Genomic DNA, 24,732 nt, shown 5'->3' with positions numbered 1-24,732 from the left:
CACAGAGGTCACGTGCCGAAACACGACATGATCTCCGCATTAGTGCGGACGTGACGCGCGAATACGTAACCCACAGGAGTGAGAGGGGCAGCGCCGGGGCCGCCGGCCGGACAGGATTCCGTGGCGTGAGCTCAACACCGATCTACGACGAGTTGGCGGCCACCTACCTCGCCGACCTCACGCCCCCGGACGCCGCCGGGGCCGGCGGGACGACCGAGGCCGCCACCGCCGCTCCCGGGACCGCCTGGACCGGGGAGTCGGCGGGGCCCGGGACGCCGGTGCCACCCCTGGCGGCCCCCGACCGCACGGTCCACCCGAGGCCGACCGCCCGGAGCGAAGCCTGAACCACCGATCTTGACACCGCCTCACGCAGCGGAGTAGGACGGCTCCAGTCCGTAGACCAGGGCGCTTACCCCGAAGGGTGGAGCGAATGCGTGGACGAGCACTGCTCGCGGTGGCCACACTGCTCACCGTCACAGCGTGTACGGCGGAACAGGTCAACCCGCCGGAACAGGTGACCCTCACCTGGTGGGACTACCTCAACCACTCCCCCATGGCCGACCAGGCCGTCGACCACCTCCTCGCCCGCTACCAGCAGGAACACCCCGGCGTCCAGGTCCGCCGCACCTCGCTGTCGCCCGACGAGTTCGAGGCCAAGCTGGTCGAGGCCACCACCGCCGGCACGTTCCCCGACGTCGCCGCCGTGGACACCGCCGACGTGCCGCGCCTCGCCGCGCGGGACGCCCTCGCCGACCTCACCCCCCGCTTCGACGACTGGGCGCTCAAGGAGCGCTTCCTCGCCCCGGTGCGCGAGGGCGCCACCCACGACGGCCGGTTCTACGGCGTCCCCCTGCGCACCACCACCACCGCGCTGATCCACAACCGCGAGCTGTTCGCCGCCGCGGGCGTGTCCGTGCCGCCGGTGACGTGGGAGGAGCTGCGGGTGGCCGCGAGGACCCTGACCGCGCCGGACCGGTCCGGCCTGTGCTTCCCCGGTGAGGGCGACGACCTGACCACCACGTTCCTGCCGTTCCTGTGGCAGGCGGGCGGCGACGTCGCGGCCGTCGGCGACCCGGCGGGCGTCACCGCCCTCACCTACGTCGACCAGCTCGTCAACACCGACCGCAGCGCGCCCGTCGAGGCGCTGACCTGGACCGCGGCCGACGCGGTCGAGCAGTTCGCGCGAGGCCGCTGCGGCATGCTCATCGGCGGCCCGGAGGCGGTCCCCGAGCTGAACCAGGCGGGCCTGGACTGGGCCGCGTCGCCGCTGCCCGGCGGCCGGGCGGGCACGGCCGCGCCCCTGGGCGGCGAGGTGTGGGTCGTCGGGCGCGGCAGCAAGCAGGCCGACCGGGCGTGGGACCTGCTGACGTGGCTCGCCGAGGAGCGGGACAACGCCACCGAGTTCGGCGGCGGCCTCGGCGCGCTGCCCAACCGCACGGACACCCTCGACGACCTGGCCTGGCAGTGGGACCCGAACGTGACGGGGTTCGCCGAGCAGTTGCCCACCGTGCGCGCCCGCACCACCTACGGCCCGGAGTACCCGCGCATCTCGGAGGCCATCAGCACCATGGCCGCGCGGGTGCTCACCCGCGAGCGCGACCCGGCCGGGGCGAGCGCGGACGCCGCCGCGACCATCGGGCCGCTGCTGCGCTGAACCGCCCGCGCCGAACCGCCCGCGCCGAGCCACCCGCGTTGCACCACAAGGGGGAACGCCAGGCAGCACCAAGGGGGTAACGCGACACGGCCGAGGATGGCCGAACGGCCGCGGGGTAACCCGCCGTCATGCGGAACGAGGCTCCGGTGGGCGACAAGCGGAGGACGGGCAAGGCTGCGACGTCGTCGTTCAGCCGCGTCCAGGCCCTCGCGTTCGTCGTCGGCGCGCTCCAGGTCGTGCTCGCCTGCGTGCCGTTCCTCCCCATGCACGAGGGCACCAACCACACCCTGTACGTGTGCACCGGCGTGGCGGGTGTCCTCGCGTCGTCGCGGCACACCCGCGCCCGCCTCTACGGCGTGGCGCTGGTGCTGCTCTACGGCCAGCTGTTCATCAGCGACGCGGCGGAGACCGGCCCCCTCGGGCTGCCCACGTTGGAGACGCTGGCGTACGGCCGCGCGGCCCTGGCCGGTCTGGTGATCGCGCTGATCCCGGCGTTCAAGCGGCGGCGGTAGTCGCCGGCGGTCATCGTGCCGTCGGGGTGGAACCGCAGCTTGTCGTCGGGGCTGCCCGCGATCGACTCGAACATCGCGCGGTCGGAGCGGGTGGTGGGCTTCCAGTACATGTGCGCGCCGTGCGTGACGGCCATGTCCAGCGACATCATCGTCGCGACGGCCCGGTCGTAGCGGCGGCCGCTCAGCGGCAGACCGCCGGAGGCCCGGATGTCGAACACGTCGTGGTCGCCGGTCAGCGGGCGCAGCGCGCCCCGGCGGTCGTAGCCGTGCACGACGCCCCCGCGCACCAGGTACTCGCCGCGCCGCTCGAACGCGGCCATCTTGTCGCGCAGGGCGTCGTACTCGACGCGCCGCTGGTCGAACCGGCGCAGCAGCCGGTCGGTGAGGTCCGCCGGGGGTAAGGCGGGGTGGAAGTAGCCGACCAGGCCGCGGTGGTGCGGCGCGGCGCCCAGCCGCACGTCCAGGTCGTCGATGGTCTTGGCCTTCACGGCCTCCGGTTTGGGCAGCGCGCCGCGGCGCAGCCACGCCACCGCGTGCGGGTTCGTGCCCCGCACGTCGATGACCAGGTCCTGCTCCGCGGCGACCTGCTGGAACTTGCGGGCGTTCTCCACGGGCATGCCGAAGACCGGCTCCACGGAGGCGAGGGGGAAGAGGTGATCAGTGGGCACGGCTAATAAGGTCCGCCCGAAATGGGCGTGCACCGCGTCGCCCTCCCCGGTCAGCTCGGGACGCGACCCCTGACTTCCTCGTGGGACTGCCGGCCGAGCCGGACCGGCTGCGCGTGGCGGCGGCCCTCGTGCTGGGCGCGCGCACGGCGGGTGACGTGGCGGCGGCGACCGGGCTGGACGACCGGCGCGTGGAGAACGGCCTGCGCAGGCCGCGGACGGCCGGCCTGGTCGTGACCGACGGTTCCGGGCTGCGGCTGCGCGAGGAGCTGTTCAAGGAAGCCACCCTGGTCGAGCAGGCGAACCGGGTCGCGGAGGACCCGTTCGTGCGAGGAGGGCGGCTGGTGGAGCTCCCCGCGCAGCGCGGACGCAGGCGGGCCTTGCTCGAACGGCTGAGCACGGCGTTCGAGCCGGGTAGACGTTACCCCGAGCGCGAGGTGGCGGAGGTGCTCGGGCGGTGGTGCGAGGGTGGCGAGGTCGACCACGTGACCGTGCGCCGGTACCTGGTGGACGAGGGTCCGCTCAGCCGGGCGGACGGCGTGTACTGGCGTTCCGGCGGCCCCGTCGAGGTGTGAGCCCCGGGCTCAGCCGAAGGTGTCGGGGTCCGGGCCGGTGCGCTCGCCGCGGTCCAGCGTGGAGATCCGGTCCACGTCGTCACCGTCCAGTTCGAAGTCGAACAGGGCGAAGTTCTCCGCGATGCGGCTCGGCGTGACCGACTTGGGGATGACCACGTTGCCGAGCTGCACGTGCCAGCGCAGGACCACCTGCGCGGGCGTCCTGCCGTGCTTCCCGGCGATGGAGGTGATCACCTGCTCGCCCAGCAGGCCACCGCCCTGGGCGAGCGGGCTCCACGCCTCGGTGGCGATGCCGTGCTCGGCGTGGAACGCGCGCAGCTCCGCCTGCTGGAGGTAGGGGTGCAGCTCCACCTGGTTCACCGCGGGCACCTGGCCGGTGGCCTCGACGATCCGCTCCAGGTGGGCGGGCTGGAAGTTGGACACGCCGATCGCGCGCACCCGGCCGTCGGCGAGCAGCGTGCCCAGCGCGCGCCAGCTGTCGACGTAGCGGTCCTGCTTGGGCGCGGGCCAGTGCACGAGGTACAGGTCCACCCGCTCCAGGCCGAGTTCACGGGCGCTGGCGTCGAAGGCGCGCAGCGCCTCGTCGTAGCCCTGCCGGGAGTTCCACAGCTTGGTGGTGACGAACAGCTCGTCGGCGGGGATGCCCGAGTCGGCCAGGGCGCGGCCGACCTGCGCCTCGTTGCCGTAGGCCGCGGCGGTGTCGATGCTGCGGTAGCCGACCCGCAGGGCCTCGGTGACCGTCGCGTGGGTATCCTCAGTGGACACCTGGAAGACGCCGAAGCCGAGCTGGGGCATCTCGACGCCGTTGTTCAGGGTGATGGTCCTCATGGCGCACCATGATGCCCCCCGTCGACGGTTCCCACGTGGTGGGCGGCGTCGCCCCGACCGCGACGGCGGTCGACCTGCCGCACCACCTGTGCGCACCGGACGCCCTCGCCGGTCGATCCGGTCACACACCGCGTTCACCTGCGCCGATGCCCACCCCTGCGGGTGCTGTCCGAGAACCCGGTGGTTACCGCCGCTTCTCCCGGGTAGGCCAAGCGCATGGCATTCGAACGCGCGGTGGTGACGGGCGGGGCCGGGTTCCTCGGGTCGCACGTGTGCGAGGCGCTGCTCAAGCGCGGCACGCGGGTCGTGTGCGTGGACGACTTCTCGACCGGGTCGTTGGACAACCTGCCCGACGACGACCCGCGCCTGGGCGTCGCGGTGATGGACGTGGCCCGGCCGCTGGACCTGCTCGGCGACGTCGACCTGGTCCTGCACCTGGCGTGCCCGGCGTCGCCCGCCGACTACCTGCGCGATCCGATCGGGACGCTCAAGACCGGCGGTTTCGGCACGCTGCACGCCCTGGAGCTGGCGCGGCGCAAGGGCGCGCGGATCGTGGTCGCCTCCACCAGCGAGGTGTACGGCGACCCGCTGGAGCACCCGCAGCGCGAGACGTACTGGGGCAACGTCAACCCGATCGGCCCGCGCAGCACCTACGACGAGGCCAAGCGGTTCGGTGAAGCGCTGACCAGCGCGTTCCTCCGCGAGCACGGGACCGACGCGGGCATCGTGCGGATCTTCAACACCTACGGCTCGCGGATGCGCCCGCACGACGGCCGGATGGTGCCGACGTTCTTCCGGCAGGCCCTGGCCGGCGAGCCGCTGACCGTGCACGGCGACGGCTCGCAGACCCGGTCGCTGTGCCACGTGGACGACCTGGTGCGCGGCCTGCTCTCGATGGCCGACGCCGACCACGCGGGCCCGGTGAACCTGGGCAACCCCGAGGAGGTCACCGTGCTGGAGGTGGCCCACCGGATCATCGCGATCACCGGCAGCGACTCCGAGGTCCGGCACGTCGAGCCGATGGCCGACGACCCGCGCCGCCGCCGCCCCGACATCACGCTGGCCCGCGAACTGCTCGGCTGGCAGCCCGAGATCCCGCTGGACGAGGGGCTGCGGCGGTCGTTCGACCGGCACCTCGTCGGGTAGCACACCCACCCCCCACCACCACTCCGGACTGGAACGAAAGGGGAACTCCGTGCGCGTGCTCGGCATCAACGCGGTCTTCCACGACCCCGCCGCGGCCCTCGTGGTCGACGGGGAGGTGGTCGCCGCCGCGGAGGAGGAGCGGTTCTCCCGGCGGAAGCACGGCAAGCGGCCCGTGCCGTTCTCCGCCTGGGAACAGCCCGAACAGGCCGCCCGCTGGTGCCTGGAGCGCGCCGGCCTCACGCCGGCGGACCTGGACGCGGTGGCGTACTCGTACGACCCGGACCTGGTGGAGCCGAGCGACGTGCCGTGGGAGGACCTGCGCACGGAGTACGCCCGCCGCGCGCCGCGCTTCCTGGCCACCGCGCTGCCCGGCCTGGACCCGGCGATCGTGCGGTTCGTGCCGCACCACGTGGCGCACGCCGCGTCGGCGGCACTGGCCGCGCCGTTCGCGGGCGACTGCGCGGTGCTGGTCAACGACGGTCGCGGCGAGTGCCGCTCGCACCTGGCGGGCAGCTACCGGGAGCACCGGTTGGAGACGCTGGCCGCCCAGCACCTGCCGCACTCGCTGGGCCTGTTCTACGAGGACCTGACCGAGCACCTGGGGTTCCTGCGCTCCAGCGACGAGTACAAGGTGATGGCGCTGGCCTCCTACGCCAAGCCCGCGCACCTGGACCTGCTGCGCGAGCACGTGTACGCCACGGACGACGGCGGGTTCGCGGTGATGCCGCTGAACTGGTCCACGCTGGCCAAGAAGCGCGAGCCGCACGAGGAGATGACCCGCGAGCACGCCGAGCTGGCGGCCAGCGTGCAGGTGCGGGTCGAGGAGGTGCTGCTCGACCTGGTGCGCTGGTTGCACGAGCGCACCGGGCAGAAGCGGCTGGCGATGGCGGGCGGCGTGGCGCTGAACTGCGTCGCCAACACCCGCATCTTCGCCGAGGGGCCGTTCGACGAGGTGTGGGTGCAGCCCGCGGCGGGCGACTCGGGCACGGCGCTGGGCGCGGCCCTGTCGGTCGCGGCCGACTCCGGCGAGCCGGCCGCCCCGATGCCCGGCGCGGACCTGGGCCGGTCGTGGACCGACGACGAGATCCGCGAGTACCTGGACAACGCCAAGATCACCTACGAGGAGCCGGAGGACGTGGCGGTCGCCGTGGCCGAGGCGCTGGCCGACGACCAGGTGGTCGCCTGGTTCCAGGGGCGCAGCGAGTACGGGCCGCGCGCGCTGGGCCGCCGGTCGCTGCTCGCGCACCCCGGCCGGGCCGAGAACCTGGCCCGCCTCAACGAGGTCAAGGGCCGCGAGCAGTTCCGGCCCATCGCGCCGATGGTGCTCGCCGACCGGGCGGAGGAGCTGTTCTCGCGCGGACCGTTCCCCAGCCCCTACATGTTGTTCGTGCACGACGTGGCGGAGGAGTGGAAGGACCGCGTCCCGGCCGTGGTGCACGTGGACGGCACGGCGCGCGTGCAGACCGTGGACCCGGCGACCGAGCCGCTGATGGCGCGCGTGCTCGCCGAGTTCGACCGGCGCACCGGCGTGCCCGTGGTGGTGAACACCAGCCTGAACACGGCGGGGCGGCCGATGGTCGACGACCCGCGCGACGCGCTGGAGTGCTTCGGTTCGGCGCCGGTCGACCTGCTGGCCATCGGACCGTTCGTGGTGCGGCGATGAGCGTCGACTACGCGGTCGTCATCCCGACGATGGGCCGGGCGAGCCTGACCAGGGTGCTGGACGCGCTGGAGCACGGCTCGGGCCCGCCGCCGCGCGAGGTGATCGTGGTGGACGACCGGCCCGAACCGGGTCCGCTGCCGCCCACGCACGGCGCCCGGCTGCTGCGCACCGGCGGACGCGGCCCGGCCGCCGCCCGCAACGCCGGCTGGCGCGCCGCGTGCTGCGAGTGGGTGGCGTTCCTGGACGACGACGTGCTGCCCGCCCGCGACTGGAAGGCCCGCCTGGTCGCCGACCTGGAGGACCTGGGGCTCGACGTCGGGGCGTCGCAGGCGCGGATCAGCGTGCCGCTGCCCGAGGACCGCAGGCCCACCGACTGGGAGCGCGGCACGGCCGGGCTGGCCACGGCGCGCTGGATCACCGCGGACATGGCCTACCGGCGGGCGGCGCTCACCCACGCGGGCGGCTTCGACGAGAGGTTCCCGCGCGCCTACCGGGAGGACGCCGAACTGGCGCTGCGCGTGCAACGGCACGGCTACCGGATCGTCACCGGCGAGCGGGTCACCGTGCACCCGGTGCGCGGGTCGGACTTCCTGGCCAGCCTGCGCCAGCAGCGCGGCAACGCCGACGACGCCCTGATGCGGCGGCTGCTCGGCCCCGGCTGGCGGGAGGGCATCGGCGGTGCGCCCGGGCTGCTGCGCCGACACGCCGTGACCACCGGCGCGGGGCTGCTGGCCGTCCTGTGCGGGCTGCTCGGGAAGCGCGTGGCCGCCGCGGTGCTGGGCACGGCGTGGGCTGGGCTGACCGCGAAGTTCGCCGTCGAGCGCATCGCGCCCGGTCCGCGCACCGCCGACGAGGTAGCCCGGATGGTCGTGACGAGCGCGGCCATCCCGCCCGCCGCCTGCCTGCACCGGGTGCGCGGCGAGCTGCGGCACCGCGGCGCCGAACCCGTGCGGCCGGACCCGCTGGCGGCCGTCCCCCGGTCCAAGGCGGTGTCGCGGTGAGGATCCTCGTGCTGCGCGCCCTCGGCCTCGGTGACCTGCTGACGGCCGTGCCGGCGCTGCGCGGGCTGCGGCGGGCGCACCCCGACGCGGAGATCACGCTGGCCGCGCCGGGGTGGCTCGCGGACGCCGTGGCCCGGATCGACGCGGTCGACGCGCTGCTGCCGACCGAAGGGCTCGTGCCGATCGACTACGAGTCGCCCGACCTGGCCGTGAACCTGCACGGGCGCGGGCCGCAGAGCACCGAGCTGCTGCGCGCGACCCGCCCCGAGCGGCTCATCACGCACGGCGCGCACGTGCCGTGGGCCGAGCGGCAGCACGAGGTGGTGCGGTGGTGCCGGCTGCTCGCCCAGTTCGGCATCCCGTGCGACCCCGACGACCTGCACCTGCCCCCGCGCCCGCGCAACGGGGCGATCGTCGTGCACCCCGGCGCGTCGCACGGGTCGCGCCGGTGGCCCGCCGCCCGGTACGCGGCCGTCGTGCGGGAGCTGGGGCCGGGCGTCGTGGTGACCGGCAGCCCGTCGGAGGCCGCCCTGGTGCGGGCGGTGGGCCGGGGGCACAGCCGGATCGGCGACCTCGGCGGTCTGCTGGATCTCGTGGCGGGCGCGAAGCTCGTGGTGTGCGGCGACACGGGCGTGGCGCACGTCGCCACCGCCTACCGCACGCCGTCGGTCGTGCTGTTCGGACCCGTGCCACCCGCCCTGTGGGGGCCGCGGTCGGGGCCGCACCGCGTGCTGTGGCACGGCACGACCGGTGACACGTTCGCCGACCGGCCCGACCCCGGGCTGCTGAAGATCGGCGTGGGAGACGTCCTGTCCGCCGCACGCGCACTGCTGGGAGGTGGACCGTGGCCAGGATCGGAGTCATCGGCGCGGGCTATGTCGGGTTGACCACGGCGGCCTGCTTCGCCCGGCTCGGGCACACCGTGGTGTGCGCCGACGTGGACGAGGCGAAGGTGTCGGCGTTGTCGCGGGCCTCGGTCGGCGCGCACGAGCCCCGGTTGGCCGAACTGGTCGCCGAGGGGCTGGGCACGGGGCGGCTGCGGTTCGTGCTCGGCAACCGGGCCGCGCTGGCCGACGTGGACTTCGTGTTCGTGTGCGTGCCCACGCCCACCGGGCCGGACGGGGCGGCCGACCTGACGTTCGTGGACGCCGTGCTCGACGAGGCGCGCGGCACCGTCGGGCCCGACTGCGTGATCGTGATCAAGTCGACCGTGCCCGCCGGGACCACCGAGCGGGTGGCGGCGGTGATCGACCGGCCCGTGGTGTCCAACCCGGAGTTCCTGCGCGAGGGGCACGCCGTGGACGACTTCCTGCGCCCGCAGCGGGTCGTGGTCGGCGCGCCCGGTCCGCGCGGGGCGGCGGGGCGTGAGGCGGCGGTGCGGGTGGCCGAGCTGTACGCGGGGACCGGTGCGCCGGCGATCGTGACCGACAGCGCGAGCGCCGAGCTGGTGAAGTACGCCAGCAACTGCTTCCTGGCGATGAAGCTGTCGTACGTCAACAGCCTGGCCGAGCTGTGCGAACGCGTCGGCGCGGACGTCTCCGACGTGACCGAGGGCATGTCGCTCGACGACCGGATCGGCGGCGCGTTCCTGTCCCCCGGTCCGGGCTGGGGCGGTTCGTGCTTCCCGAAGGACACCCGTGCCCTGCTGTCCACCGCGGAGTCGCTGGACGTCGACTTCCCCCTGCTGCGCGCCACCATCGACACCAACCACGCCCAGGCGCACCGCGTGGTCGGGCTGGTGCGCGACGCGGTCGGTCCGCTGCGCGGCGCCAGGTTGGCCCTCCTCGGCCTGACGTTCAAGGCGGGCACGGACGACCTGCGCGACTCCCCCGCCCTGGCCACCGCCACCCTCCTGGCCGCGGAGGGCGCGGTGTTGACCGGTTACGACCCGTGCGTGTCGGCGGACTGCGGCCCGGTGCGCGTGCTCCCGTCCGCCGAGGAGGCCGCCCGCGACGCCGACGCCCTCGTGATCCTGACCGAGTGGCCCGAGTTCGCCGACCTGGACTGGGAGGACATGGCGTCCACCATGACGGGGAGGTCCGTCGTGGACACCCGCAACCTCCTCCCGCCCGCCAAGGTGACCGAAGCGGGCTTCCACCTGGTCCCCCTGGGCCGCCCCACCCCCTGACCGGCGAGTCGTAAGCCCAGGCCGGGCGAGTCGTACGTTGAGGCCGGGCGAGTCGTACGTTCACGCCCCCTGTGTTCTTCACTCGCCAGTAAAGAACTCAACAGGCTTGAACCTACGACTCGCCCGGCTTGGGCTTACGACTCGCGGTCGGGGTGGGCTTTCCGGGGTCAGGCGCGGGGGTCCCAGCGGAAGAGGCGGGTCGAGGCGGCGTAGGCGGCCACCGTCCAGAGGGCCAGGGAGAGAAGGGCGAGGGTGACCTGGGTGGTCGGGCCTCCCCAGGCCGCGCGGACCAGGAGGCCGATGGCCCCGCCCGGCACGAAGGCGACCCAGTCGTCCACCTCGCCCGCCGTGGCGACCATGCTGCCGAACACCAGGGCGATGAAGTAGGGGCCCGTGGTGAGCTGGGCCATCTCCGCCGTGGACGTCACGCCGCTGGTCAGCACGCCGGCCACGCACGACATCGCCGCGCCGCCGCCGACCGCGAGCAGGAACAGGCCGGGGCGCTCGGGCCACGGCGCGCCCGCCGCGAAGCTGATGCCCAGCAGCAGGGCGGTCTGCGCCACGGCCAGCAGGACGACCGGCAGCAGGAGCCCGGTGAGCACGACGGCGTCGGACGCGGCGCCGGTGCGCAGCCGCTTGAGGTACAGGTCCTGGCGGCGGGCGGTCAGGGCCGTGGTCGCCGTGAGGTAGACGGTGAACCCGAGGGTGAACAGGAGCTGGAACGTGATGGCCGCCGCCCAGCCGTCACCGGACAGCACCAGGGCGAAGTAGACGCCGCCCGCCAGGGGGAGCAGGAACGCCAGGGTCGCGGCGGTGCGGTTGCGCAGCAGCAGCTTCAGCTCGGCCACGCCCAGCGCGGTGATCGCGCCGAGCGGGGTGGTCGTGCCGGGCGGGGAGGTCGCGGTGGTGGTCATGCCGAGGCTCCTGCGGTCGTGCGGGCGGCGTGGAAGACGTCCTCCAGGGACGCGTGGTGGGCGCGGATGCGGCCCAGGCGGAGACCGGTCGACGTCGCCCACGCCAGCAGCGCGGCCAGGTCGTCCTGGAGTTCCGGGGTGCGCACCTCGACCCGCCCGGACGGCCGGTGCAGCACGTCGCCCGCCAGCATCGGCAGGACGTCCACGTCGAGGTCGCCGGGCAGGTCGAACGCGATCCGCGCAGGGTGCGCGGCCAGCACCTCCTCGACCGTGCCGGACACCGCGACCACGCCCTCGTGCATGATCGCCAGCCGGTGCGCGAGGGTCTCGGCCTCCTCCAGGTAGTGGGTGGTCAGCACGACCGTCGTGCCGTCGGCGAGCAGCCCGCGCACCACGTCCCACGTGCGCCGGCGCGACTCCGGGTCGAGGCCGGTGGTGGGCTCGTCGAGGAACAGCAGCTCGGGCCGGCCGAGGACGGCGAGGGCCAGGTCGAGCCTGCGGCGCTCGCCGCCGGAGAGCTGCTTGACCCGCACGTCGCGCCGGTGCGCCAGGTCGAGGCGCTCCAGCACGTCCTCCCCCGCCCGGCGACCGCTCACCGCGCCCCACATCGCCACCAGTTCCGCCGGGGTCAGGTCGGCCGGGAAGCCGCTGTCCTGGAGCATGATCCCGGTGCGCCGCCGCAGCGCCGCGCGGTCGCGGACCGGGTCGCCGCCGAGCACCCGCACGGTGCCCGCCGACGGCGCGCGCAGCCCTTCCAGCGCCTCCATCGTCGTGGTCTTGCCCGCCCCGTTGGTCCCGAGGAGCGCGAACAGCTCGCCCTGGACGACCTCGAAGTCGACCCCCCGGACGGCTTCGAAGTCGCCGTAGCGGCACCGCAGGCCGGTCACGTCGATCACGGTGTTCCTCATGGCGACCATGCTCGTCGGCGTCGCCGTCGGCCAGTAGTGCCGCGGCGCACGGACCCCTGTGACAGATGTCAGCAGACAGCCGTGCGTCGCGACTCGTACATTCGCACGGTGACTGCTCTGCGCCGCCTGCGGCGCTACACGTGGTGCTCGGTGGTGGCGGGCGGCGTGCTCGTCGCCCTGGGCACCGGTCTGGACCTCCTCCAGGGGCGCCACGGCCTGGTCAAGTCCCTGCTGCTGGCGCTGGCCGTGGTGATCGTCGTGGTGCAGCACACCCGCTACCTGCACCAGGCGATGAGCGGCCTGGGCCGGGGCGAGCCGCGGCTGTGGGAGCACACGGCGACGTTCGCGGTGGCGCTGGCGGCGTGGTCGGTGATGGCGAGCAGCGGCGGGTTCCTCATCGGCTGGGCCATGCTGCCCGGCCTGGTGATCGCGCACGTCGCGGCGACGCTGCCGGCGCGGACCCGGTGGCCGGTCGTGGTCCTGGCGGGCGTCGTCACGGTCGTCGCGGGCGCGCTGCTCGGCGGCGAGGACCGCACGCCCGCGGTGGTGCTGGCCGTCGTCATGATCGTGACGCTGGTGTTCGCGGACCTGGCGCAGCTGTGGGTCTGGGACCTGGCGCAGCAGCTGGAGCAGGCGAGGCGGACGGCCGAGGAGCTGGCGGTGGCCGAGGAGCGGCTGCGGTTCGCCGCCGACCTGCACGACATCCAGGGCCACCACCTCCAGGCCATCGCGCTCAAGGGCGAGCTGGCGCAGCGGCTCGTCGGCCGCGACGACGACCTGGCGCGGCAGCACGCGGGCGAGGTGGCGGAGCTGGCGCGCACGGCGCTGCGCGAGACGCGCGACGTGGTGCAGGGCTACCGGCGGGCCAGCCTCGGGTTGGAGATCGCGAACGCGGTGGGCGTGCTGCGCGCGGCGGGCATCGAGACGGCCGTGGACGGCAACGCGGCCGACGTGCCGCCGCCGCTCCAGCCGCTGTTCGGCGCGCTGGTGCGGGAAGGCACGACGAACGTGCTGCGGCACAGCCGGGCCCGGCGCTGCGACGTGGCGATCACCGTGGAGGACGGCCGGACGCGCGTGCGGGTGCGCAACGACGGGGTGCGCCCGGACGAGGTGGGCGAGCCGGGCGCCGGGCTGGCGGGCCTGCGGGAGCGGTTCGCGGCGGTCGGCGGTCGGGTCGAGGCCGACAGCGCCGGCGACGCGTTCGAGCTGGTCGGCACGGCGGGGGTCGGCCGGTGATCCGGGTGGTGCTCGCCGACGACGAGGACCTGATCCGGGGCGCGCTGGCCGCGCTGCTGGAACTGGAGGACGACATCGCGGTCGTGGCGCAGGTCAGCGACGGGGAGGCGGCGGTGGCGGCGGTGCGCGCGCACCGGCCGGACATCGCGGTGCTCGACCTGGAGATGCCCCGCCTGGACGGGGTGCTGGCCGCCGAGGCGGTGCGGGCGCTGGACGGGGTGGCGGTGGTGATCGTGACCCGGCACGCCCGGCCCGGTGTGCTGCGGCGGGCGTTGAGCGCGGGCGTGCGCGGGTTCGTGCCGAAGACGACGCCCGCCGCGCAGCTCGCGTCGATCCTGCGGGACGTGCACGCGGGCCGCCGGTACGTGGACTCCGAGATCGCCGCCGCGGCGCTGACCGAGGGCACGTGCCCGCTCACCGCGCGCGAGCTGGACGTGCTGCGGCACGCCCTGGGCGGCGGCACGGTCGCGGCCATCGCCGCCGAGGCGCACCTGGCGTCCGGGACGGTGCGCAACTACCTGTCGTCGGCGATGACGAAGCTGGGCGTGAGCACCCGCTACGAGGCGGCCCGGCTGGCCTGGGACGAGGGCTGGATCTAGTCCCTGAGCTGCGCCTGGCCGAGGTGCACGACCTTGACCGCGGTCATCTCGTCGAGCAGCTCGGGGCCGTAGCCGAAGCCGGTGCCGGAGGCGCCGCGGGGTTGCGCGGCACCGCCGGGCGCGCCGCCGAACACGGCGTTGACCTTCACCGTGCCCACGGGCAGCGCCCGCCACGCCCGCTGCGCGTTGGCCATCGACCCGGTCAGCACGGTCGCGGCCAGGCCGTGCTCGTCCGCGCACGCCTCCGCGAGGCCCTGCTCGAACGACGGCACCACGCGCACCGGGACCACCGGCCCGAACGTCTCCTCCCGCATCACGCGCATGCCGGGCGTGCAGCCGGCCAGCACGGTCGCCGGGTAGAACGCGCCGTCGCCGTCGGGCACCTCGCCGCCCACGAGCGCTCGCGCGCCGTCGGCGACGGCCTCGGCGACGTGCGCGTGCACGTGGTCGCGGTGCGCGCGGTCCACCAGCGGCTGCGGGTCGGCGTTCCAGCGGCGGGCCTCGTCGCACAGCGCCTCCAGGAACGCCTCCGCGACGTCCTGGTGCACGAACACGCGTTCCACGGAGGTGCACAGCTGGCCCGCGTTGGTGAACCCGCCGAGCGCCGCCTGCGCCGCCGCCCACGCCGGGTCCACGTCCGCGTCGACGACCAGCGGGTCGTTGCCACCGTTCTCCAGCAGCGCCTTCGCGCCGGTCGCGGCGCAGGCCGCGGCGATGGACCGGCCGGTCGCGGTGCCGCCGACGTGGGCGACGACGTCGACGTCGGGCGAGGCGGCGAGCGCCGCGCCCAGCTCGCCCGCGCCGGTGAGGCCCTGGAGCACGCCGGGCGGGAAGTGCTGGACCATCAGCTCGGCGAGCAGCGCGCCGGTGTGCGGGCAGCGCTCGCTGGGCTTGTGCACGACGGCGTTACCGGTCACCAGGGCCGCGCCGAGCAGGCCGCAGGCCACCGCGACCGGGTCGTTCCACGGTGTCAGCGCCACGACCACGCCGCGCGGTCCGGGCACCATCAGGTCGGTGGCGTCGTGCCCGCCGAGCAGCGACCGTCCCCGGTGGACCGGTCCCAGCTCGGCGTACTGCTCCAGTGTGGACGCCCCGGCGAGCACGCCCTCGCGCGCGGAGCCGAACGGGCGGCCGGTCTCGGCCTGCACGGCGGCTGCCAGGTCGTCGGCGGCGTCGCGCACGGCGCGCGCGGCGGCCCGGAGCGCGGCGCCCCGGTCGGCGGCGGGCGTGGCGGCCCACCCGGGCTGCGCCTCGCGGGCGGTGCGCACGGCGCCGGCGGCGTCCTCGTCCGTCGCGGCGAGCGGACGGCCGACCAACCGGCCGTCGAGCGGGCTGTGGACGTCCAGGGTCGGCACGCGCATGTCCGTCATGGGAGCGGGGTACCCGTGGGGTGCAAGAGAAACCACTTGCGAGGAGGAGCCATGCCCGGACGTCAGGAGCTGCCCGGCACCGTCGCCCGCTCGCCGAAGAAGGCGCAGCGGACCTGGATCAAGGCGCACGACTCGGCGGTGGAGACCTACGGCGAGGGCGAGCGGGCGCACCGCACCGCGTTCTCCGCGCTCAAGCACTCCTTCGAGAAGGTGGGCGACCACTGGGAGCCGAAGGCCGAGAAGGGCCCGTCGGACGAGCAGGCCGCCCGCGGCACCCCGAAGCGGGGGAAGACCGCGGGCGGCGTGGACGCCAACGCCGGCAAGGCCCACCTGTACGAACTGGCCAAGCGGCTGGACGTGCCGGGCCGGTCGACCATGACCAAGCAGGAGTTGGTCGAAGCGCTGCGGAAGGCCAACGACCGCAAGACGGCGAAGGCGCGTTCCTAGGGCGTGCGCCAGCCGTGGTCGGCGAGCAGTTGGCTGGCCTGCGGGCCCATCAGCGTCATGCCGCCGTCCACCACGAACGACGCCCCGGTCACGTAGCCGGCCGCCGGGGTGGCCAGGAAGGCCACCACCGCCGCGACCTCCGCCGCGTGGCCGGGGCGCCCCAGCGGCACGCCGGGCCGCGGCTCCTCGCGCGGGTCCGCGTCCTCCTGGCCGGTCATCGGGGTGGAGATCTCGCCGGGGGCCACCGAGTTCACCGTGATGGCGTGCTCGGACAGCTCCAGCGCCAGCACCTTCGTCAGCGCGCCCAGGCCGGCCTTCGCCGCGCAGTACGGCGCCGCCCCCACCTTCGGCTGGTGCTCGTGCACGGACGTGATGTTGATGATCCGGCCGCCGCGACCGGCCTCGACCATGCGCCGGGCGGCGCGCTGGGAGCACAGGAACGCGCCGTCGAGGTCGACCGACAGCACCGAGCGCCACGTGTCGAAGTCCATGTCCAGCGCCTTCTGCGAGCTGCCGGTGCCGGCGCAGTTCACCAGCACGTCGATGCCGCCCAGCTCCTCGGCCAGCTCGTCGACGACCGCCGCCGCGGTGGGCAGGTCGGTCAGGTCGAGCCGCCGCACGGCCGCCCGCACGCCCCGCTCGCGCACCTGCGCGGCGGTGTCCTCGGCGCCCTCGGCGTCCTCGTGGAACGTGATGCCGACGTCCGCGCCGCCGCCCGCGAGGGCCACCGCGATCGCCTTGCCGATACCGGAGTCGGAGCCGGTCACCACGGCGCGCAGCGGCGCGCCGGCCCGGTCCTGGGGAAGAGGTGCGTTCATGGCCGCGCGGGTACCCCTGTTCGGGTTTGCCATACGCCGTCCCGGGAACGCCTCCGGGTGACCACATCAGGTCGAGAGGAGTTTCGATGAAGGCCGTCACCTGGCACGGCAAGCGGGACGTGCGCGTGGAGAGCGTGCCCGACCCGATCCTGAAGGACCCCACCGACGTGATCGTGCGGATCACCTCCACCGGGTTGTGCGGTTCCGACCTGCACCTGTACGAGGTGATGGGTCCGTTCATCGACGCCGGCGACATCCTGGGCCACGAGCCGATGGGCGTGGTCGAGCAGGTGGGCGCCGACGTGACCGAGGTGAAGCCGGGCGACCGGGTGGTGATCCCGTTCAACGTCTCGTGCGGCACGTGCTTCATGTGCGCCCAGGGGTTGCAGTCGCAGTGCGAGACGACGCAGGTCCGCGAGCACGGCTCGGGCGCGGCGCTGTTCGGCTACACCAAGCTGTACGGGCAGGTGCCGGGCGGGCAGGCCGAGTACCTGCGGGTGCCGTTCGGCAACACGCTGCCGATCAAGGTGCCGGACGGCCCGCCGGACGACCGGTTCGTGTTCCTGTCCGACGTGCTGCCCACCGCGTGGCAGGCCGTCGAGTACGCGGACGCGAAGGACTCGCTGGTCGTGCTCGGCCTCGGGCCGATCGGCGACATGGCCACGCGCATCGCCCAGCACCGGGGCGTCGGCACCGTCATCGGCGTCGACCTGGTGCCCGAGCGGATGGAGCGGGCGCGCGCGCACGGCGTGACCGTGCTGAACGTGCGCGACAGCCACCTGGTCGACCACATCCGCGAGCTGACCGGCGGGCGCGGCCCGGACGCCGTGGTCGACGCGGTGGGCATGGAGGCGCACGGCGCGCCGGTGGCGAAGCTCGCCCACCAGGCGATGGGGCTGCTGCCGGACGCCATCGCGGCGAGGTTCATGACGACCGCGGGCGTGGACCGGCTGCACGCGCTGCGACTGGCCATCGAGATCGTCCGACGGGGTGGCACGATCTCGCTGTCCGGCGTGTACGGCGGCATGGCCGACCCGCTGCCGATGCTGACCCTGTTCGACAAGCAGGTGCAGCTGCGGATGGGCCAGGCCAACGTGTGGCGCTGGGTGCCGGAGATCCTGCCCCTGCTGACCGACGAGGACCCGCTGGGCGTGGACACCTTCGCCACCCACCACATGCCGCTGGAGGAGGCGCCGCACGCGTACGAGATCTTCCAGAAGAAGCAGGACAATGCCATCAAGGTGCTCCTGCACCCGTGACGTCCGCCGTCCCGGTCGCGGGTCCCCCGGGGGACCCGCGACCGGGGCTCACTCGCTGCGGTCCTCTTCGTCCTCGGGCTCGTCGTCCTCGTCGGTCGAGTCGCGGTTGCGCTCCCGGATCGGGAGGGCGAACCACAGGGTGCCGAAGAGGAGGGCCGCGAAGGCGCCCAGGACGATCACCCACGGGCCGCCGACGACGACCTCGGCGAGCAGCAGCACGGTGCCGGTCATGGCGACCGCCAGGTTGGCCAGGCCCCAGATGGCGAAGCGGTTCGCGACCTCGATGACGTCCTCGCGCCTGCCCCGGCGGAAGAGGATGCGGTGCCAGGCGGCCGGGGCCGTGAGCAGCGCTATCGACAGGGCGGCGAACAGGATCGTGACGAGGTGCGTCACGCGGACGTAGTTGTCCGCGTGGGCGTACCGGTCGGTGAACGCGATGGACAGCAGGAAGCCGAACAGGATCTGCACGCCCGCCTGCGCCACCCGCAACTCCTGCAACAGCTCGTTGAGGTTGCGGGCGAGTCTTCGCTGGTGGGAATCCTCTGCCTGACTCACGGCGACCACATACCCATCACCCGACAAGGTTAACCACTCCTACCGACGGGTGGTGAACGACAACCCGAAGTGATCCAGGGTCGTGGGGAAGTGCGCCGGTGCCGTCCGCTTCTCCCGCGTGGCGGGGGAGAAGCGGGACGGCGACCGGTCCGGCAGGCGCGTCACGTCGTCCGGGTCGAGCGGCGGCACGCGGGCGAACGCCCGGCCGGTGTCCACCGGGACGCCGCTACGGCCACGAACCCTCCTCGGCGTGCGCGACGACCAGTTCGCGGACCTCGCAACCCTCGGGTTGGCGCAGCGCGAACACGATGGCGTCGGCCACCCGCTCGGGCGGGTTGAGCTTGCTGTCGTCCGGCGGCCGGTACTGCTCCTCGCGGTCGTCGAAGAACCTCGTGCGCATGCCGCCGGGGATCACCAGCGTCACGCCGACCCGCCCGGCGGTCTCGGCGGCGAGCGCGCGGGTGAACCCGACGACGCCGAACTTGGAGGCGCAGTACGCGGTGGCGTCGCCGACCGCCTTGATGCCCAGCGTGGACGCGATGGTCACCACCCGGCCGCCGTCGCCGAGCAGCGGCAGCGCGGCGCGCACCACGGCGGCGGTGCCGAGCAGGTTGACCATCACCACCCGCTCCCAGTCGCTCGCGGGCACGTCCTCCAGCTTGCCGCACGCGTCGGTCCCCGCCGCGGTGACCACGGCCCGCAGGCCGCCGTTGCGCTCGGCGATGGCCCGCACGGCGCGTTCCGCCGCCCGGGTGTCCGACAGGTCCACCGACTCGAAGTCGGCGACCTCGGACGACGACGACGCGGCCTTGTCCAGCACCAGCGGCGTGCCGCCCAACTCGTGCACCGCGTGCACGACGGCCGCGCCCAACCCGGACGCGCCGCCCGTCACCAGCACCTGACCCAGCATTCAGCCCCTCCTCGACAGCATCTCGGTGGTCGACCGACCCCGGTGGTAGGGCACGACGACCGTGCGCCCGCCCCACTCGCGCACCAGGTCGGCTTCCGGCAACGAGTCGGCGGTGTAGTCGCCGCCCTTGACCCAGACGTCCGGCCGGAGGTCGGCGAGCAGCCGCTCCGGCGTGTCCTCCCCGAACACCAGCACGTCGTCCACGCAGTCCAGCGCGCGCAGCACCTCGACCCGATCCTGCTCCAGGGTGACCGGCCGGTCCGGGCCCTTGAGGCGGCGCACCGACGAGTCGGAGTTCAGGCACACGACCAGGCAGTCGCCCAGCGACCGGGCGGCGCGCAGGGTGCGCACGTGGCCCGCGTGCAGCAGGTCGAAGCACCCGCCGGTGGCGACCACGACGCCGCCGCGGGCGCGCACCGCGTCCACGGCGGACACGCCGCTCGACGGCCCCGTGCCGCCGACCCGGGCCCGCGGGACGGTCGCCCGCGCCGCGAACCCGGCGGCCCCGCCCCGGGCCAGGAAGTCCGCCGCGGCGGTCACCGCGGACGCCACCGCCTCGTCCAGCGGCGCGCCCGCCATCAGCCGCGCGGCGGCGGTCACCGCGAACCGGTCCCCCGCGCCGCACGGGTCGGCCACGGCCACCCGCGGCGCGGGCACGGTCACCGGGGTGCCGCCGCCGTGCAGCAGGGCGCCGTCCGCGCCGCGCGTCACCACGACCGCCCGCGCACGCCACCGGCCGCGCAGCGCGGCGGCGGCGTCCTCGGCGTCGGCGTGCCCGCTGAACCCCGCGGCCTCGGCCGCGTTGGGCGTCACCAGCCGCGCGCCGGGCACCGGTTCGGGACCGCGCGGGTGCGGGTCCCACACCACCGGCACGTCCGCCAGCACACCGCGCAGCCGCTCGTCGCGCACCAGGCCGCGCCCGTAGTCGGAGACCAGCACGAGGTCGGCGGAGCGCACCGCGTCCAGCATCCCGTCGGTGACGCGGGGCGCGCCGGGGCCGCCGCCCCGGTCGACGCGGGCGATCGAGTGCCCGCCGCAGCGCAGCCTCGTCTTGACCGGGGTGGCCGCGCTCGTCGGGCCGAGCACCGAGGGCACGCCGGTCAGCGCGGCGCGCAACCGGTGCCCGTCGGCGTCGTCGGCGACCGCGCCGACCAGCACCACGTCCAGGCCGTCGCGCGCGGCCAGGGCCGCCGCCAGCCCCGCGCCGCCGGGCCGCACGTGCTCGTCGGACACGTCCAGCACGGGCGCGGGCGCGTCCGGGCAGAGCCGCTCGGCGGTGCCGACCAGGTCCACGTCGAGCAGGCAGTCGCCGACGACGGCCAGCTTCACGACGCGCTCCGCAGGCCGGAGGGCAGCGCGGCCTCGAACGCCGCGCACAGCGCGTGCACGGCGACGAGTTGCGCCTCCTGCACGTTCGCCGGCTCGCCGGGCAGCGCCAGCACCTCGTCCACGGCGTCGGCCAGCGGGTTCGGCGCGGCGCCCGTCATCGCCCACACGTGGGCGCCCGCCTCCCGGCCCGCCGCGGCGGCCTCCAGCAGGTTGGCGCTGCGCCCGCTGGTGGACAGCAGCAGCACCACGTCGTTCGGCCGGGCGTGCGCGGTGACCTGCCGGGCGAACACCTGGTCGTAGCCGTAGTCATTGCCGATGGCGGTGACGCTGGAGGTCTCCGCGCACAGCGCGATGGCGGAGAACGGCCGCCGGTCGTCGCGGAACCGGCCGACCAGCTCGGCGGTCAGGTGCTGCGCCTCGGCGGCGGACCCGCCGTTGCCCGCGGCGAGCAGGCGCCCCCCGTCGCCGAGCCGGCGCGCCAGGACACCGCCCCAGCGGGTCAGCCTCGGCGCCTGGGTGCGCAGCGCGGCCAGCGACCGGGCGAGTCCGTCCAGGTGCGTTTCCACGCTCATCGGGTTCCTCCCACGGCGACGGCGCGGCCCGCGGGCGCCCGGCCGGCGGTTGCCCGGCCCGTGCCCGTCCGGCCGTCGATCGCCCGCTGGTAGACGCGTTGGGTGTTCTCGGAGATGCGGTCCCAGGAGTACCGGGCGGCGACGCGGTCGCTGCCCGCGATGCCGTACGCCTCGCGGCGCGCCCGGTCGGCCAGCAGCGAGCGCAGCGCGCGGGCCAGTGCCAGCGGCTCGCGCGGCGGCACCAGCACGCCCGTCACGTTGTGCACGACGGTGTCGGCCAGGCCGCCCACGGCGGTCGCCACGACGGGCACGCCGCAGGCCATGGCCTCCAGCGGCACGATGCCGAACGGCTCGTACCACGGCACGCACGCCACCGCGTCGGCCGAGCGCAGCAGCGCGGGCATGTCGTCGCGCGACACCCGGCCGACCAGCCGCAGCCGGTCGCGCACGCCCATCCGGTCGGCGTGGGCGAGCAGCCGGCGCGCCTCGGGGTCGGACGTGACGTCGGGCGGTCCGCCCGCCACCACCAGCTCGGTGCCGGGCAGCGAGCGCAGCGCGGTGATCAGGTCGGCGAAGCCCTTGCGCGGCACGAGCCGGCCGACGGTGACCACGCGGTGCATCCGGCTGCGGGGCGCCTCGGGTCCCTCGGGGTGGAACCGCGCCGGGTCCACGCCGCACGGGATGACGGTGACCTTCGACCGGTGCACGCCCATGCGCACCAGCTCCCCCACCTCGTCCTCGCAGGTCGCGGCGATGAGGTCGACCTCGCGGCCGATCATCCGCTCGGTGCCGATCCGCTGCGCGGGGCTGGTGTCGTCGGCCCCCTGGTGGCGGCGCTTCACCGTGCCCAGGGCGTGGTAGGTCTGCACGACCGGCACGTCGAGCCCGCGCGCGGCGAGCACCGAGGCCAGGCCGGACATCCAGAAGTGGGCGTGCACGACGTCGGGCCGCCCGGCGGCCCACCGCTGCTCCAGGAACCGGGCGAACTCGCCCATGTGCGGCAGCAGCTCGTCCTTCGGCACGGCGCGCGGCGGGCCGGCGGGCACGTGCACCACGTCGTACCCCTGCGCGGTGCGCACCCGCTCGGGCTGCCGCCGGTCGTCGCGGCGGGTGTAGACCTCCACGTCGTGCCCGAGCGCGACCAGGCCCGCCGACAGCGCGGCGACGTGCACGTTCTGCCCGCCCGCGTCGACACCGCCCAGGGCGGCCAGGGGGTTGGCGTGCTCCGACACCATCGCGATCCTCATCCGCTCACTCCTGTCAACAACCGGTCCCAGGCCCGCAGGAACGCGTCGAGCCCGTAGTGGGCCAGGGCGAACTCCCTGGCCTGCTTGCCCCGCTGCACGGCCAGCGCGGGGTCCGCGACCAGCTCCCGCAGGCCGCGCACGAGCTCGTCCACGTCCGTGGACACCACGCCCGCGTCCGGCGGCACGGCCCGCACCACCTCCGTGCAGGCCAGCGCCACCACCGGCATCCCCAGGTGCATGGCCTCGATCAGCGACAGGCCGAGCGAGGTCCACCGCACGGGGTGCACGTAGGCGCGCCGCCGGGCCAGCTCCCGGTGCAGCGAGTCGAGGTCGTGGTCGCCGCGGCCCATGTCGCCGAGCTCCTCCGTGCCCATGCCGTACACGTCCAGCGGCGCGACCTCGGCGAACCGCGGCAGCAGGTCGGTGCCCACCACGCGCCCGCGGCGCACCGGCTCGTTGACCACGACGGCCGCGCGGGCCAGGTCCCCGGTGTAGCGGTGGCCGGGGTCGACGACGCCGTGCTCGATCACCGCGGTGCGCGTGTCGCCGCAGTCCCACATGAGGTCGTTGAAGTGCGTGACCTGCACGATCGTGCCCGGCCAGTCCTTCAGCGGGTGCACCTGGTTGGGGTGCTTCGGCGTGTTGTGCTCCAGGTAGACGACCGGGATGCCGCTCGGCACCCAGCCGATCTCCTCGGGCCGCTGGATCACGGCGACGTCGGCCTCCGCGCCCGCGACGTCGACCTCGCGCGCGGCGGGCCAGTCGCGGCCGGCGAGTCCGATGCCCTTGGGCGGGGCGGCTATCAGGTACTCGTGGCCGCCCCGGACGAACGCGTTCGTCCAGGACCCGTGCACGTGCCACAGCAGGATCTTCACGTCCGCACCCCCACCAGGTCGGTAACGGCGGCGACGACCCGGTCGGGCGTCACCCTGTCCAGGCACGGGTGCCCGGCGACCGGGCACTCGCGAGCGCGTGAGCCCCGGCACGGGGCGTGCTGGTCGCCCAGCAGGACGTGCGGGCCGTGCGGCGCCCAGCGCGCGGCGGGCACGACCGGCGAGAACAGCGACACCACCGGCGTGCCGACGGCGGCGGCCAGGTGCGCGGGACCGGTGTTGCCGACCACGACGGCGTCGGCGCCGGCCAGCAGCCCGGCGAGTTCGGCGAACGTCGTGCGCCCGCCCAGGTCGACGCCGTGCTCGCCGGCGACGTGCCTGGTCAGCTCGGTCTCGCCGGGGCCGCCGGTGACCAGGACCCGGTGCCCGGCGGCGGTGAGGGCGGCGACCGCCTGGGCGCACCGGTCGGGCGACCAGGCGCGGGCGGGCACGGACGCGCCGGGGTGCAGCACCACGTACGGGCCGACCTCGGTGCTCTCCGGTGGGGTCTTCACGGCGAGCCGGCCGTCGTCGCCGGGCGGCAGCTCGAACCCGGCGGCGCGGGCGACCTCCAGCGCGCGTTCGGCTTCGGGGAGGTCCGGGTCGTCGCGCAGCCGGACGTCCAGCAGGGAACCGGGGTAGTCGGTCGAGCGGGCGACGATCCTCGGCACGCCGGCGAGCCTGAGGAGCAGCGCGAGCGGCAGCGGGCTCTGGTGGAACGAGGTCAGGATCAGCGCCACGTCGGCCCGGATCCCCTTGAGCAGGGCCACGACGCCCTCGACGTCCGGTGCGCGCACCTCGGGCGCGGGGGCGGTGATCCACGGGCAGTCCCAGCGCACGACCCGGTCGACGCCCGGCAGCAGCTCGGCGGCCTGCGCGCCCGCGTGCCCGCACAGCAGCACGACCTCGCCCGCGTGCGCGGCGGCCCGGACCGCCGGCCCCGCGAGCAGCACGTCGCCGTCGCTGTCGAGCCGGGCCACGATCGTCCTCATAGGATCATCGCCAGCGCGCCGCGCAGGTCCCGGGCGGTGTGCGGCGCGCGGTCGACCTCGTCGGCCAACGTCACGGGGGTGGGCACCATGATCGGCGTGACGCCGGCCGCCAGGCCCGCCTTCACGTCCGCCTCGATGTCGCCGATGAAGTAGGTGCGCTCCGGGCGGGCGCCCAGCACTTCGCACGCCCGGGTCACCATGCCCGGCAAGGGTTTGCGGCACGAGCACCTGTCGTCCGGTGCGTGCGGGCAGACCTGCCACGTCCCGAACCGGCCCAGCAGCACCTCGACGCGCGCGTTGACGGCGGCGACCTGCCCGTCGGTGATGAGGCCCCGTCCGACACCGGACTGGTTGCTCACCACGCCCGTGCGCACGCCGTGCGCCCGCAGCAGGCACAGGACTTCGCGCGCGCCGGGCATCGGCTCGACCTTCGCCGGGTCGCCGTTGTAGGGCACGTCCTCGATGAGCGTGCCGTCACGATCGAACAGAACCGCGTCGGGGTACTGGTCCACAGAGGAGAGTTAGCCGGCGG

At 74.9% G+C, this 24,732-nt stretch carries 27 protein-coding genes; 12 read left to right on the top strand and 15 right to left on the bottom strand.

The genetic code is table 11. From position 1 onward, the window contains the following. Positions 1-125 precede the first annotated feature (125 nt). Positions 126-344 (top strand): hypothetical protein, encoded by a 219-nt coding sequence (locus J2S66_RS02705; RefSeq protein WP_310303349.1) that lies wholly within the window; start codon positions 126-128, stop codon positions 342-344. Between the two features lie 86 nt (positions 345-430). Beyond that, positions 431-1,654, top strand: a complete 1,224-nt coding sequence (locus J2S66_RS02700; protein WP_310303346.1) for an ABC transporter substrate-binding protein — start codon at positions 431-433, stop codon at positions 1,652-1,654. 373 nt (positions 1,655-2,027) lie between these two features. Here J2S66_RS02700 and J2S66_RS02695 read toward each other — a convergent pair whose 3' ends face one another. Further along, a complete protein-coding gene (locus tag J2S66_RS02695) occupies positions 2,028-2,834 on the bottom strand; it encodes a hypothetical protein (RefSeq protein ID WP_310303344.1) in 807 nt (268 codons plus the stop codon). Positions 2,835-2,914: 80 nt separating this feature from the next. Between J2S66_RS02695 and J2S66_RS02690 the strand changes: the two genes are divergently transcribed. Then, positions 2,915-3,406: a DUF2087 domain-containing protein gene (locus J2S66_RS02690; RefSeq protein ID WP_310303340.1), complete on the top strand. Its 492-nt coding sequence runs from the start codon at positions 2,915-2,917 to the stop codon at positions 3,404-3,406. Positions 3,407-3,415: 9 nt separating this feature from the next. Here the strand turns inward: J2S66_RS02690 and J2S66_RS02685 are convergent, their stop codons facing one another. Beyond that, entirely contained in the window at positions 3,416-4,234 is an 819-nt protein-coding gene (locus J2S66_RS02685) for an aldo/keto reductase (RefSeq protein ID WP_310303337.1), read from the bottom strand. Between the two features lie 216 nt (positions 4,235-4,450). Here J2S66_RS02685 and J2S66_RS02680 point away from each other — a divergent pair, with 216 nt between their 5' ends. From J2S66_RS02680 to J2S66_RS02660, 5 genes are read left to right on the top strand one after another with little or no spacing between them, the layout of a single operon-like run. Further along, entirely contained in the window at positions 4,451-5,380 is a 930-nt protein-coding gene (locus tag J2S66_RS02680; RefSeq protein ID WP_310303334.1) for an NAD-dependent epimerase/dehydratase family protein, read from the top strand. Positions 5,381-5,429: 49 nt separating this feature from the next. Beyond that, on the top strand, positions 5,430-7,043 hold the full coding sequence (locus J2S66_RS02675; RefSeq protein WP_310303331.1) for a carbamoyltransferase family protein: 1,614 nt from the start codon (positions 5,430-5,432) through the stop codon (positions 7,041-7,043). Beyond that, positions 7,040-8,044, top strand: a complete 1,005-nt coding sequence (locus J2S66_RS02670) for a glycosyltransferase family 2 protein (protein ID WP_310303327.1) — start codon at positions 7,040-7,042, stop codon at positions 8,042-8,044. Before J2S66_RS02675 ends, J2S66_RS02670 begins: the two co-directional genes overlap by 4 nt. Continuing rightward, the gene (locus tag J2S66_RS02665; RefSeq protein ID WP_310303324.1) at positions 8,041-8,931 is read left to right on the top strand and encodes a glycosyltransferase family 9 protein; all 891 of its coding nucleotides are present in this window, start codon (positions 8,041-8,043) and stop codon (positions 8,929-8,931) included. The genes J2S66_RS02670 and J2S66_RS02665 overlap by 4 nt, the downstream gene beginning before the upstream one ends. Then, positions 8,889-10,172: a UDP-glucose dehydrogenase family protein gene (locus tag J2S66_RS02660; protein ID WP_310303321.1), complete on the top strand. Its 1,284-nt coding sequence runs from the start codon at positions 8,889-8,891 to the stop codon at positions 10,170-10,172. The genes J2S66_RS02665 and J2S66_RS02660 overlap by 43 nt, the downstream gene beginning before the upstream one ends. Before the next feature lie 167 nt (positions 10,173-10,339). Here J2S66_RS02660 and J2S66_RS02655 read toward each other — a convergent pair whose 3' ends face one another. Both J2S66_RS02655 and J2S66_RS02650 read right to left on the bottom strand, forming a co-directional pair. Then, positions 10,340-11,086, bottom strand: coding sequence for an ABC transporter permease (locus tag J2S66_RS02655; RefSeq protein ID WP_310303318.1), 747 nt, complete (start codon positions 11,084-11,086; stop codon positions 10,340-10,342). Continuing rightward, a complete protein-coding gene (locus J2S66_RS02650; protein WP_310303315.1) occupies positions 11,083-11,994 on the bottom strand; it encodes an ABC transporter ATP-binding protein in 912 nt (303 codons plus the stop codon). The genes J2S66_RS02655 and J2S66_RS02650 overlap by 4 nt, the downstream gene beginning before the upstream one ends. A 108-nt stretch (positions 11,995-12,102) precedes the next feature. Between J2S66_RS02650 and J2S66_RS02645 the strand changes: the two genes are divergently transcribed. Both J2S66_RS02645 and J2S66_RS02640 read left to right on the top strand, forming a co-directional pair. Continuing rightward, complete coding sequence (locus tag J2S66_RS02645; RefSeq protein ID WP_310303311.1) at positions 12,103-13,230, top strand: sensor histidine kinase; 1,128 nt, start codon at positions 12,103-12,105, stop codon at positions 13,228-13,230. Then, positions 13,227-13,829 (top strand): response regulator transcription factor, encoded by a 603-nt coding sequence (locus J2S66_RS02640; protein WP_310303308.1) that lies wholly within the window; start codon positions 13,227-13,229, stop codon positions 13,827-13,829. Before J2S66_RS02645 ends, J2S66_RS02640 begins: the two co-directional genes overlap by 4 nt. Here J2S66_RS02640 and J2S66_RS02635 read toward each other — a convergent pair. Further along, positions 13,826-15,190 (bottom strand): aldehyde dehydrogenase family protein, encoded by a 1,365-nt coding sequence (locus J2S66_RS02635; RefSeq protein ID WP_374726181.1) that lies wholly within the window; start codon positions 15,188-15,190, stop codon positions 13,826-13,828. The two genes, J2S66_RS02640 and J2S66_RS02635, sit on opposite strands and share 4 nt — an antisense overlap. A gap of 60 nt (positions 15,191-15,250) precedes the next feature. On the opposite strand from J2S66_RS02635, the gene J2S66_RS02630 reads away from it, so the two are divergent. Then, on the top strand, positions 15,251-15,646 hold the full coding sequence (locus tag J2S66_RS02630; protein ID WP_310303302.1) for a ChaB family protein: 396 nt from the start codon (positions 15,251-15,253) through the stop codon (positions 15,644-15,646). Here J2S66_RS02630 and J2S66_RS02625 read toward each other — a convergent pair. Next, a complete protein-coding gene (locus J2S66_RS02625) occupies positions 15,643-16,464 on the bottom strand; it encodes an SDR family oxidoreductase (RefSeq protein WP_310303299.1) in 822 nt (273 codons plus the stop codon). The genes J2S66_RS02630 and J2S66_RS02625 overlap by 4 nt on opposite strands. A gap of 86 nt (positions 16,465-16,550) precedes the next feature. Here J2S66_RS02625 and J2S66_RS02620 point away from each other — a divergent pair, with 86 nt between their 5' ends. Further along, positions 16,551-17,723, top strand: coding sequence for a zinc-dependent alcohol dehydrogenase (locus tag J2S66_RS02620; protein WP_310303296.1), 1,173 nt, complete (start codon positions 16,551-16,553; stop codon positions 17,721-17,723). Positions 17,724-17,771: 48 nt separating this feature from the next. On the opposite strand, the gene J2S66_RS02615 is transcribed toward J2S66_RS02620, so the two are convergent. From J2S66_RS02615 to J2S66_RS02575, 9 genes are read right to left on the bottom strand one after another with little or no spacing between them, the layout of a single operon-like run. Continuing rightward, on the bottom strand, positions 17,772-18,278 hold the full coding sequence (locus J2S66_RS02615; RefSeq protein WP_310303293.1) for a DUF6328 family protein: 507 nt from the start codon (positions 18,276-18,278) through the stop codon (positions 17,772-17,774). Positions 18,279-18,317: 39 nt separating this feature from the next. Continuing rightward, positions 18,318-18,494, bottom strand: coding sequence for a hypothetical protein (locus tag J2S66_RS02610; RefSeq protein ID WP_310303290.1), 177 nt, complete (start codon positions 18,492-18,494; stop codon positions 18,318-18,320). Positions 18,495-18,504: 10 nt separating this feature from the next. Then, entirely contained in the window at positions 18,505-19,188 is a 684-nt protein-coding gene (locus J2S66_RS02605) for an SDR family oxidoreductase (protein WP_310303287.1), read from the bottom strand. Next, complete coding sequence (gene rfaE2, locus J2S66_RS02600) at positions 19,189-20,517, bottom strand: D-glycero-beta-D-manno-heptose 1-phosphate adenylyltransferase (protein ID WP_310303284.1); 1,329 nt, start codon at positions 20,515-20,517, stop codon at positions 19,189-19,191. Next, entirely contained in the window at positions 20,514-21,089 is a 576-nt protein-coding gene (locus J2S66_RS02595; protein ID WP_310303280.1) for a D-sedoheptulose-7-phosphate isomerase, read from the bottom strand. The genes rfaE2 and J2S66_RS02595 overlap by 4 nt, the downstream gene beginning before the upstream one ends. Further along, on the bottom strand, positions 21,086-22,336 hold the full coding sequence (locus J2S66_RS02590; protein ID WP_310303277.1) for a glycosyltransferase: 1,251 nt from the start codon (positions 22,334-22,336) through the stop codon (positions 21,086-21,088). Before J2S66_RS02590 ends, J2S66_RS02595 begins: the two co-directional genes overlap by 4 nt. After that, positions 22,333-23,211, bottom strand: a complete 879-nt coding sequence (locus J2S66_RS02585) for a glycosyltransferase (RefSeq protein ID WP_310303274.1) — start codon at positions 23,209-23,211, stop codon at positions 22,333-22,335. Before J2S66_RS02585 ends, J2S66_RS02590 begins: the two co-directional genes overlap by 4 nt. Then, entirely contained in the window at positions 23,208-24,200 is a 993-nt protein-coding gene (locus J2S66_RS02580) for a glycosyltransferase family 9 protein (protein ID WP_310303271.1), read from the bottom strand. Before J2S66_RS02580 ends, J2S66_RS02585 begins: the two co-directional genes overlap by 4 nt. Further along, positions 24,197-24,712 carry a D-glycero-alpha-D-manno-heptose-1,7-bisphosphate 7-phosphatase gene (locus tag J2S66_RS02575; protein ID WP_310303268.1) on the bottom strand — a complete coding sequence of 172 codons (516 nt, stop codon included), beginning with the start codon at positions 24,710-24,712 and terminating at the stop codon, positions 24,197-24,199. The genes J2S66_RS02580 and J2S66_RS02575 overlap by 4 nt, the downstream gene beginning before the upstream one ends. Between the last annotated feature and the right edge of the window lie 20 nt (positions 24,713-24,732).

Source organism: Saccharothrix longispora (assembly GCF_031455225.1).
Lineage (GTDB): Bacteria > Actinomycetota > Actinomycetes > Mycobacteriales > Pseudonocardiaceae > Actinosynnema > Actinosynnema longispora.
The sequence above is the reverse complement of the archived record's forward strand: the minus strand, read 5'-3'. Positions and strand labels throughout refer to the sequence as shown.